Source organism: Candidatus Eisenbacteria bacterium (assembly GCA_030017955.1).
GTDB lineage: Bacteria > Eisenbacteria > RBG-16-71-46 > JASEGR01 > JASEGR01 > JASEGR01.
In genome coordinates, this window is the sequence record JASEGR010000085.1 from 1 (window position 1) to 10,650 (window position 10,650).

Annotated in this window: 6 protein-coding genes; 2 read left to right on the forward strand and 4 right to left on the reverse strand. The window is 52.0% G+C overall.

All coding sequences use genetic code 11. The features are described from left to right. The first annotated feature begins 215 nt into the window (after nucleotides 1–215). Both QME66_11350 and QME66_11355 read left to right on the forward strand, forming a co-directional pair. Nucleotides 216–614: a PilZ domain-containing protein gene (locus tag QME66_11350; protein MDI6809559.1), complete on the forward strand. Its 399-nt coding sequence runs from the start codon at nucleotides 216–218 to the stop codon at nucleotides 612–614. Next, complete coding sequence (locus tag QME66_11355) at nucleotides 614–1,648, forward strand: PorV/PorQ family protein (GenBank protein MDI6809560.1); 1,035 nt, start codon at nucleotides 614–616, stop codon at nucleotides 1,646–1,648. Before QME66_11350 ends, QME66_11355 begins: the two co-directional genes overlap by 1 nt. A gap of 214 nt (nucleotides 1,649–1,862) precedes the next feature. Here QME66_11355 and clpB read toward each other — a convergent pair whose 3' ends face one another. The 4 genes from clpB to QME66_11375 form a co-directional block, all read right to left on the reverse strand. Then, a complete protein-coding gene (clpB, locus tag QME66_11360) occupies nucleotides 1,863–4,451 on the reverse strand; it encodes an ATP-dependent chaperone ClpB (GenBank protein ID MDI6809561.1) in 2,589 nt (862 codons plus the stop codon). A gap of 31 nt (nucleotides 4,452–4,482) precedes the next feature. Continuing rightward, a complete protein-coding gene (locus QME66_11365) occupies nucleotides 4,483–8,661 on the reverse strand; it encodes a C25 family cysteine peptidase (protein MDI6809562.1) in 4,179 nt (1,392 codons plus the stop codon). A gap of 137 nt (nucleotides 8,662–8,798) precedes the next feature. After that, nucleotides 8,799–9,524 (reverse strand): hypothetical protein, encoded by a 726-nt coding sequence (locus tag QME66_11370; GenBank protein ID MDI6809563.1) that lies wholly within the window; start codon nucleotides 9,522–9,524, stop codon nucleotides 8,799–8,801. A gap of 175 nt (nucleotides 9,525–9,699) precedes the next feature. Then, a complete protein-coding gene (locus QME66_11375; GenBank protein ID MDI6809564.1) occupies nucleotides 9,700–10,398 on the reverse strand; it encodes a hypothetical protein in 699 nt (232 codons plus the stop codon). Between the last annotated feature and the right edge of the window lie 252 nt (nucleotides 10,399–10,650).

Consider the following 10,650-nt stretch of genomic DNA (forward strand, 5'->3'; position numbering starts at 1 on the left):
AAAGTGCTGGGGCACCGCATAATAAGTTCGCGAATTTATGTGACACAGCACTAGCTATCCTGTGAAAGCAAAGTTGATGAGGGAGGAGGTGAACGCGTGGGCTGCGGCAGGAAAAGAAAAAGGAAGAAAATAGCAACTCACAAGAGGAAAAAAAGAAGAAGACGGGACAGACATAAAAAGAGACTGAGATAAACGCAATTCCCAGTCGAGGAAAAATGGCCCGAGGAAGAGAAAAAGAAAGAAGAAAATCCAAGAGAATCACGGCCAGACTTGCTCTCCAGATCGAGAAAAAGGAACCGGTTGAGGGTGAGGATGTACTTATAGCGGAGAGCATTAATATGAGTACCGGCGGGGTTTACTGCCGCCTCCGGGTCCCGGTCCCGGTACTCACGAAGGTCGTGATGACGCTCTTGATTCCGGCTTTTGGCAAGGTGCTCAAGAAAACGCACGTGCTCAAGTGCGAAGGCATCGTGGTCAGATGTTCGGAGACAGGCAGCGGGGAAAAGAACGGGGACTACGAGGTGGCTTGCAGCATCATGAACCTGAAAAAGGGCGATAAAGAGCTTATCGACAAGTATGTGACCTGGAAGTCGATGAGGAGCTTCCTGCGTTGATGAAGCTGAAGAAACTTGTCCCTCTCTTTCTTGGGCCGGCAATCCTTTTTTCCTCAGCCTCTGCGGATAAGTATGCGGGAGAATTTCTCCGGATTGGAGCAGGGGCCCGGGCGTTGGGTATGGGCGGAGCTTTCGTGGCCGTGGCCGACGACGGAACCGCCGGTTTCTGGAATCCGGCCGGGCTGGTGTTCCTCAAGAAAAAAGAACTCTTCCTCATGCATTCCGAACAGTTTGGCTCCCTCCTGAATTATGATTTCGGCTCTTTCGTATTTCCTTTGGAAGAAGAAGGGAGGAGCGCAGTTTCCGTGGGTTTCGTCCGCCTTGGGACCGACAACATTCCCTACACTAATGACCTTCAGTTTGAAGACTATGGCAGGGACGGCATCCAGGCCACTCAGGACGAAGGCGAGAACAACGGCATTCGGGAACCCTACGAGCGCATCATATATGATGAGGCCAGGGTGCAATGGAAAAGTGATTCCGAATCGGCGATGATGCTTGGATACGGAAGAATCGCCGGTGAAAGACTGAAGTTGGGCGGAAGTTTCAAGATCATCAGGCAGGTTATCGGCGACAATTCAAGTTTCGGTGCCGGACTCGACTTCGGCGCCGTCTACGAACCGGCCGCATGGGTCTCGTTCGGCCTGATGGCCAAGGATTTCACGACAACCCCGATAACCTGGGACACTGGAAAACGGGAGTTCATATCTCCAACGCTGAGGATGGGGCTGCAGATAACACGGCATGTTGAAAAGGCAAACGGTGCATTCACGGTTTCCGGTGACCTTCTCCTCGGCTTCGAAGGAACCAGAACGTACAGCAGTGAAAGTCCTCTGAAGAGGGTCACTGCCGACGGGTTTGTTGGCGGGGAGTTCTGGTTCCTGAGATCGATCGCGTTGAGGGCCGGTCTTGAGGACGGCAGACCGAATGCGGGAGCCGGATTCAGATACAGGCGATTTGGAGTTGATTATGCATTCCTGAGTCATGAAGACCTTGATGCGAGCCACAGGGTCTCCGGCTCAATCAGGTTCTAGTGTGCCGTCCCAGAAATGACTTTACGAAATGCAGGGCGTTTCGTAAGGCACACTGCCAGGGGGTATGAGGGGGTCGTGGCCGACCCCCTCAGGGGTGACAGCGTAGGGATGCGACGAGTAGGAGCATCCTGAAGCGTCAGAGGGGCGAGAAGCCCTTATGAAAGTGTTGTGTCCAGGGGCAAAAACATAGACAAGGAATTTGCAGGACACGGCACTAGACAGTAGAGAACCTGAATTCTCCTTTATTGTCAACCTCCACCCGAACAGAGGAGTTCTCTTTTATCCCACCCTTGAGAATCTCCAGGGCAAGAGGATTCTGAACTCTCCTCTGAATTACCCGTCTTAGCGGCCTTGCTCCGTAGGTAGGATCGAACCCTTCCCTGGCTAGAGCTGCTTTCGCTTCCTCGGAAAGCTCGATCCCCATTCTGTGTTCACGAAGAAGTTTTTCAACTCCCTTTATGTTGAGGATGACTATCTTCTCTATGTCCGGCATCGTCAGACTGTTGAAGACCACGATCTCATCAATTCTGTTCAGAAACTCCGGTTTGAACTGCGCCCTCAGGGATTCCTGGACCCTTCTCCTCATCTCTTCATCATTTCTTCCGCCAAGCTCCTCTATCCATTGACTCCCGACATTGGAAGTCATGATCACAATTGTGTTTCTGAAGTCAACCGTTCGTCCCTTCCCGTCAGTGAGCCTTCCCTCGTCAAGGATCTGAAGAAGGATATTGAAGACCTCAGGGTGGGCTTTTTCGATTTCATCCAGCAGAATGACGGTGTACGGCCTCCGTCTCACTGCCTCCGTAAGGTATCCTCCCTCCTCATATCCTACATAACCCGGAGGCGCTCCGATAATCTTGGCAACGGAGTGCCTCTCCGTGTACTCGGACATGTCCACCCTCACCATGGCTTTCTCGTCGTCAAAAAGAAACTCTGCGAGTGCCCGTGCGAGTTCCGTCTTCCCTACGCCCGTTGGTCCCAGGAACATGAAAGAGCCGGTAGGCCTTCGCTCATCCTGAAGCCCGGCCCTCGCCCTCCTCACGGCATCTGCGACCACGGAGACCGCATGATTCTGCCCTATGACGCGTTCTTTCAGTCTTTCCTCCATATGAATAAGCTTATCTATCTCGCCTTCCATCATCTTGGCCACAGGAATTCCGGTCCACTTTGAGACAACCTCTGCGATGTCCTCTTCATCCACCTCTTCCTTGAGCATTTTCCTTTCCTTCTGGAGGACTCCAAGTTTCGCAGACTGTGTTTCTATCTCTTTCTGGAGCCCGGCCATCACTCCGTACCTGAGCTCGGCCACCCTGCCAAGATTACCTTCTCTCTCAGCTTTCTCAGATTCACCCCGCGCCTGCTCGGTTCTTTCCTTGGCCTGCCTTATCTTTGAGATAATCTCTTTCTCTTTCTGCCAGTGAGCACGCATTTTTTCTCTCTCCTTTTTCAAGGAAGAGAGTTCTCCGTCCAAGGCCTTCAGCCTGTCTTTTGAGGGCTGGTCTGTTTCTCTCTTGAGAGCTTCTTTCTCAATCTCGAGCTGTCTGACACGCCTCTCGATTTCATCCAGCTCCACCGGCAGACTGTCCATTTCAATCTTCAACCTTGAAGCGGCTTCGTCTATTAGGTCTATCGCCTTGTCAGGCAGAAATCTGTCACTGATGTACCTGGTTGAGAGAGTTGCAGCCGCTACGAGGGCTGAATCTTTTATCTTTACTCCATGATGGACCTCGTATTTCTCTTTTAGTCCGCGCAAAATTCCGATCGTGTCGGCAACCGATGGCTCACCCACAAGGATGGGCTGGAACCTTCTTTCAAGAGCCGCATCTTTCTCTATGTGCTTTCTGTACTCATCTATCGTGGTCGCACCTATGCAATGAAGCTCGCCCCTGGCAAGTGCCGGCTTGAGCATGTTCGAAGCGTCAACCGCTCCTTCCGCAGCTCCCGCCCCGACAACCGTGTGAACTTCATCAATGAAAAGTATGATCTCTCCCTCCGCGAGAGAGACTTCCTTCAGCACTGCCTTGAGCCTCTCCTCAAACTCACCCCTGAACTTGGTTCCGGCGACGAGCGCTCCCATGTCCAGAGCCACGACTTTCTTGCGTTTCAATCCCTCCGGAACGTCGCCTGCGACGATCCTTTGAGCAAGCCCTTCGGCAATCGCTGTCTTGCCCACACCGGGCTCCCCGATGAGAACCGGATTGTTCTTTGTTCGTCGCGAAAGGACCTGAATCACGCGCCTTATCTCATCATCCCTTCCCACAACGGGATCAAGTTTCCCCTTCCGCGCGAGCTCCGTCAGCTCCCGTCCGTATCTCGTCAAGGCCTGGTACTTGTCTTCAGGATTTTGGTCGGTCACCCTCACACCGCCCCTTATGAGTTGAAGGGCACGGTACAGCGATTCCTTACCAACGCCGTTTTGCCCGAGAATGCGCGCAACCGAACCGGCTTTGGGGTCAGCCATCGCAATAAGAATGTGCTCGGTGCTTACAAACTCGTCCTTCAGCCGCTCTGTCTCGGTAAGCGCATCTTCAAGAAGTTGCGTGAGTTCACGCGATACGTAAACATTCTCTCCGGCACCGTAAACCTTCGGTTTCCTGGAGAGTTCCTTCTCGGCTTCGCGAATCAGGACTTCCGGAGCGGCCCCGACTCTTTCGACGAGTGACGGTACGATTCCTTCCTTCTGGGTGAGAAGTGAAAGCAGAAGATGCTCGGGAGTGAGTTCCTGATGCTCATACTTCTTGAGAAGCTGCTGGGAATCGTCTATGGCTTCCTGCGCCTTTATGGTAAGTTTGTCCAGTCTCACGCCTTAGCTCCAACCACTTCCACGTCTTCCCTCACTTTAATTTCACGGCCTTTCCTATCTTGGAAATCTTTTTCCCCTTCGGGCTTTCAGCGGCTAGCTTGTAGAAATAAACGCCGTTCGGGACTTCCAATCCCGAGCTGTCCTGACCGTTCCATGCGACGGCATTCTCCCCGGTTGACGTTGCTCCGTTGAGCTCCGTGACAAGCCTTCCAGAAACTGTGAGCACTCTTATTCTGACTGACCTGGCGTCGCTCAGAAGCGTATAGTGGAATTCGGTTTCGGTCTCAAACGGATTCGGATAATTGAAGACCGAGGAAAAAGCAAGCTCCTCAGTGACCACCAGCGTCGCCCGTCGGTCAGGGATGTTTGATCCGAGAATCCGCAGGACAAGTTCATATCGCCCCTTCTCCAGGTAAATCTCTTTTTCAAGCCTCCAGTCCTTGTTCAACCCGTCAAGCGGGGTTTTGGTGAAACCCTGGGCAGTTCCCGCGAGCTCCACATCGATGCTGTCCGGGTTCAGGGGAACCGGGCTCATGACTTCGACAGTTACCCTGGCTGAGGCAGGAGACGGAACATCAGCCCCGGTCTGTCCAAACGTGATTATTTTTCCGTTGACTAAGGCCCTCACATCAACCCCGACTGTAAGATTGAATATTGACTCACGCCCTATCCAGTCAGTTGCATGAAGTCTCACGGAGTAGTTCTCAGGTCTTAGCCTGGCCCTGTACTTCAATCCATAGACTCTCTTTGCGTCCGTCCATCCCTCAGGGATGAGCCACGTGGAATAAAGTGAGGTGTCAACTGGAACTGAGCTTCCGGAAATCAATTCATCGACACTAACGCTCCCAATAGAAACTTCATCACTGGCAGTTGCCTCAATGGTAACCGAATCGGTTCTCGCAGAGACTTCTATCCTGGCTCCGTCCGCTGTCTCCGTGCCGTCAACTTTGACTGTAATTGAAGGAGGCAGGGCATCGACCATAAGTGCAGGGTCTCCAAGAAGGGTGTAGGTTTCCACAGCTCCTTCAAAAACACTGGTCCTCAGGGCCAGGTACCGGATCTCTGCTGTCGCTATCACCTCTCCGAGAAACCACCTGCCCTTGTTGCTTTCTTGTCTCCGAATGCTTGCGACCGGAGGACTGTGAAAAAAGGCCTCGAAGATGAACCTGTTGAAATCATTCTCGTAGCTTGATGGAAGCCATTCATAGGCGGTGCTGGCAAAGGTTGCTACAGCGCCCTTTCTTTGGGCAAAAAGCAGTCTTTCGGCAAGAGAGTCCTTGTAGCGTTTCTCATTGATGTTCTCAAACGCTCCGGTATGACACGCAAAAGCGAAGAAGATGAAAGGCCTGTCCAGATTTGAGAGGTTTGTAATGTCATAGGCCTCTCCCGTCACGGTGTCATATCTGGGCCGGGGGGGCACTGTCAGGGGGTTCGCGCATCTCATACAGATGATGTCCTCATGCGAAAGAACGAGTTGGTTCGCATGTCCCTGATAGTTCACGAGAAGAAATCCGCCGGCCAACTCACTCAACAATCCTGGGTTCACGATCCTGTTCACGTAGTCCAGGACATTGTACTGCACTCTGCAACTTTTGTCGTCTTGGTCCACAAAACTTGGATCGTTCGGAATGACGGAATCAAGGTAGAAGGGTTTGAAGACAAAGTCCTTTGAAGTGGGATTCTCAGAAGCCATCTGCTTTATCCGCTGGGATATTGTCCTGAATATCCCTTCTCCGGTGAGCTTGCAGTATCGCGTCGTCCCGAAGAGACCGCCTGAGTACTGGTCGTCTGCGATGAGAAGACCTTTTCCCCGCCACGAATCACTCGAAGAGACCTCTTCGTACTTCTTCACCTTTCGAATCAAGTTTCTCAATTCTACAGGACTCCCGACCGGCAGCCTTCCCACGTACATGTCGGGATTCTTGTCGTCTGTAGGATCGCTCAGGCCTGTAACGAACCAGTGATCGCTTCCGACAAGCTCCCTGCCGGCCGGTCCGTTCACAGGCGAAAGAAGCATGTAAGTTGGAACGAAGTTTGAATCACTTGTCGCAAGAACATGTTTGTAGTCGGCGCTTGCGTCTCCAACGAGGGTGAGGAAAAGCGGCCGTGGATTCCAGTTTTCATAGGCAAACTTGAGGAACCTCAATATGGCGTCCGGCGATGAGTCCCCGCCGCTAAATTCATCGTACACATCGCTCAGAGACACCACTTCGACCGAGAGACCTTTTGATCTCCTGTGATCGGCCAGCTCCTCGGATGCCTCCCTGAAAGCATCATAGACGACCATCACATAATCGCTGCCCTTCGGAAGCGAGGACAGGGATGAACTTGCGTCAAGAACGATATCCCCGGCTGGAAACAGAGGGAGAGACCGCCTTGCGTATGCTGCGTAGGTTCTTTCGGAACTCACGCTGTCCTGAAACGAAAGCCCGTAGGTCTGATCAGAGGGATCAAGACTGACCATCGAAGTCGTATCGACTTCAACAACCCGCGGCAGAAGCGGATTGGTGATGTTAAAAAGGACGATGTCTCTTAGACCGAATTTCCCTACCCTGAGCTCAAGCTCGCCGCTTGTGCCGCCGCTTGAAAACTCGAGGGAATCACCGCGGGCTCTGTAGCGCCGGTAGTAGCCAACCTCAAACCAGTCAAAGTAAGCATCGCTTCCATGGTCCGAACAGTATGGGCCGTCACATGTCGTGCAGTATTGGTCACAAAGAGTCTCGCCGAAAAACCTGAAGCTGTTGGTCCCGGATGTCAGGGTGGTATCGGAGAGAGAGAGCTGCCGGTTCTCATTGAATATATACCGGCTCCTTACGGCAAAATGAGCCCTCTGAACCACGGTCTCCTCTTTGCCAAGGCCGTTTTTCAGATAGAGCGAAACAAAGTGATCATTATATTTCTTGCCCCTGAACGATGCCCTGATTCCGAATGGTTTCAGGGGATCAGGGTCATATACTTGGAAAGTGTATGGAACTGCTGGCTCTTTGGTGCCGAAATCTTCCCAGTAGAGGTTGTCCCACGTAAGGGAATCCGGAGAATTATCATAGACCGCGTCGACTTCGAATTTTCTCCATTGCACAAAGGAAGCCGGGATTGTAGGCGAGCTTGAATTCCGCCAGCCGGAATAGGAGGGCATATCAACGGAAAGGCCGGAGTCCCTGGACAGCCAATAGGTGTGTTTGTTTGAATACCTGGAATCCGGGAACGAAGACGAAAACCTGTCCTTGTAGCTCAGGCCGTAGAAGATTATGTAGTCCGCGCCGTTGAACACGTCGTCTCCGTTCTCATCAACCTTCAGGATTGGCACTCCACTCTTCGTTTGAGGCGGAATTGAGGATGGAGAATACGTCTTCTCATAAAGAGCGATCTCGCTGATCGGGACATCGCTGGGGAATCCTTTCGCGCTGAGGTCGCTGAATGTGGCTTTGTATATTGAGGTTCGTCCTACGGAGAGCTTGAGCTCCGGCCCCTGGGCAATGCTCTCCTGGACACCAAACCGCACTTTTTCCGAAACAAGCTTTCCCCTCCACCTTTTCCCTTCCTCATAATTGAAGATAGTATTCTTGTAGACGTCTTCCCAGAGCACTTCTTCCTGGACCGGTACTCGCTGCGGTTCTGCCAACTTCCTTCCCTTTTTCGCAAAATCGATTCTCAGGACTATCTTTTTCCATACGAGCACTTTCCTTTTCCCGGCATCGTACTGGAAAGGGAAAACGCTTAGCTCGACAACCCTCTGATCTCTGATGGCACCGCCCTTTCCGAGATTCGCAATATCCTCCGGGAAAACCCTGCCGGAAAGATAGAAACTCGCGTCATAGAAAAACTCCAGTCCCGGCGCCGGAAAATCTCCATCCATCATCACATTCTTAGGTGCGGGGAGCGGAATGATTCCTGAGATAGTCTCGGCTTCTTTTGAGACTATGCGAACTCGAAGATCAACTCCGAAAGGAACGGCAAGGAGATAGGGGCTCATCGGCAGCATGGGCAAGCCCGGGGTGGTGACGAAAGGAAAACCCGCCACTTCGATTCTTGAGAACTCCTTGTCCTCATGGATTTCTTTCGTGACATTGAATGCCGGGAGTTCGAAGGAAATCGTCATACCATCTTCACCCGATGCCAGAAGCTTGGCGTCAGGAGGACGGCCCAGTGAAACAGTAGACCAGAGTGCGAGACAAACTGAAGAAATGACTAGGACTTGCTTCTTTCTCATGCGTATAACTTACCAGATAATCGGGCTGGGGTCAAAATTCCGGATTTCCCGGCGGGGCATTGAGCCTCCTGATTCTTGCCGATAGGATTGCCGTTTTGGACCTGAGAGTACGTTCTAGTCATGCGGTAGCGCCGAAATCAGCGGTAGAGCGCCTTGATTCTTCCCCATGAGGGAGCAAGGGCAGGGGTAACGCCGCAGGGATTATATCCGGAGCCGCTTCCAAAAATGATCAAGCCGAGGCTGCTTTGAGAGCAGGGGTAGCCATACGACGAGTCTTCAGGGCCTGTGCATAGGGAATCAGGCCTGCTGCTGCTATCTTTAATGATTACGTCCTTCACGGCAAGTCTGGGATCGATGCTGATCCTCAATGTTTCAGCATCCGTGCCATGGGATGTGACAAGAAAGCGGCCTAGGACCGGAAGCTGCCCCGAAACGTTCTGGCCTGCTGTTGCCTGAAGAGTAATTCCTGTTCCTGAATCAGGCCATGCACCGGCAACAATCTGAAGAGATGCATCTTCAAACGTTCCAAAGCATCTTCCCCAACTCCCAACACTGATGCCTGAAGCTCCCCCTCTGTACATAGGGTAACGAACTCCGAACCTGATCTGTCTTATCTCTGTCGCATCGGCGAGAATGACAAACACATCGTACGCTTGCCCATTGAGAAGGTTTGAGACAGAAATGGAAGGACAACTCAGAGAGACCTGGGGAATACACTGAACTCCGTCCACATGAGGCTCAGCATGGAGGAGTATTTTTGCGTTCCCATTCACGCCTGAGAAGGATGGCAATGGTGAAAAGAGAGCGATGGGAACGAGAAGCAGCAAGAAAACCGGATTTCCAAGGTGTCTATGAAGACCCATCATTTCTCTGGTACTCTTAGCCGAATACGGGGATCTCTTTGAATCCCTAATACTACGCTTCGCCGCCTAGTCCCAGACGGACACAATGATACTTGGAAGAATCTCTGAGGCAGAAGATGGAAAAGCCCTGCTTGTTCTGCAAGCAGGGCTTCCCACCCCAAAAAGCCCAGGCCGCTTATCTGTAAAGCGACTTTATCTTTCCCCAGGTGTGGTCTTCAACCGGCACACCGCCACATCCTGGCTTGTAGCCGGTTCCGCTGCCAAAATCCGCATATCCAAGATTGCTGGGAGTGTTGCCGCTTATCACGTCAGTATGAGACGGCTGAGCGGCACAGTCAGTAATCTCAGCTGTGCTTGCCCTTGGGCTGCCGATAATCGAGAGCCGGCCACCCGATCCGTAAGCCGTGAGGTAGAAATATCCAATATTGACTACCTCGTTGTCCCCACTTGGGGTAAAGGTCTTATTGATGCAGTAGGCTGTATAAACAACTCCGCTGCCGGGTGCAGGCCATGCCGGAGTCGGGCTGGTAATCATGAACTCGCCAGCCAAGGCGCATCCGGTGAAGCTCCATATCTTCAACCCGTTGACCAGGGATTCGGTGTAGTCGATGCCAAACTCGGTCGCTGTCATTTCAGTAAAGTCATAAACACAAACATAAACATCATAGCTTGCTCCGCCAGCAGTAGCATTATAGGGCACAATCTGGCTGCAGGTAGCGGGCACCACTGCGACGGTGCAGCGCGTCTTGGCAGTGCCAGGCGATGTTACATGAAGAGCAATCTTTGCATTCCCGTTGTTTGAAGCAAACGACAGACCAGCAAAAAGGCTAAGAGCGATCAACGGTATGCAAATCCCCACGAACAGTTTCTTCATCTTTCACCTCTCCTTTCTCTGTGGAAGTACACGGTTCAACAAAAAGACTCAACTCACGAAAAAACCATCTCCTCAAATACACTCATTATGTCTGGACCCTGGCACGCTCAAAGAATCGGCATGCCGAAGCCACGCCATCTCGTAACCCATGCCAACTTAGGCAAGCGCCTTTGCTTTGTCAAGAACTTTTTTGACAATGTCAGTTAAAATTCAAAACCGGACTATTTAAAGTTGAAAACCGGACTCTGGTCT

Coding starts and splice junctions, on each gene's coding strand:
- QME66_11375 (MDI6809564.1), bottom strand. CDS start 10,398: ATGAAGAAACTGTTCGTGGGGATTTGCATACCGTTGATCGCTCTTAGC.
- QME66_11370 (MDI6809563.1), bottom strand. CDS start 9,524: ATGGGTCTTCATAGACACCTTGGAAATCCGGTTTTCTTGCTGCTTCTC.
- QME66_11350 (MDI6809559.1), top strand. CDS start 216: ATGGCCCGAGGAAGAGAAAAAGAAAGAAGAAAATCCAAGAGAATCACG.
- QME66_11355 (MDI6809560.1), top strand. CDS start 614: ATGAAGCTGAAGAAACTTGTCCCTCTCTTTCTTGGGCCGGCAATCCTT.
- QME66_11365 (MDI6809562.1), bottom strand. CDS start 8,661: ATGAGAAAGAAGCAAGTCCTAGTCATTTCTTCAGTTTGTCTCGCACTC.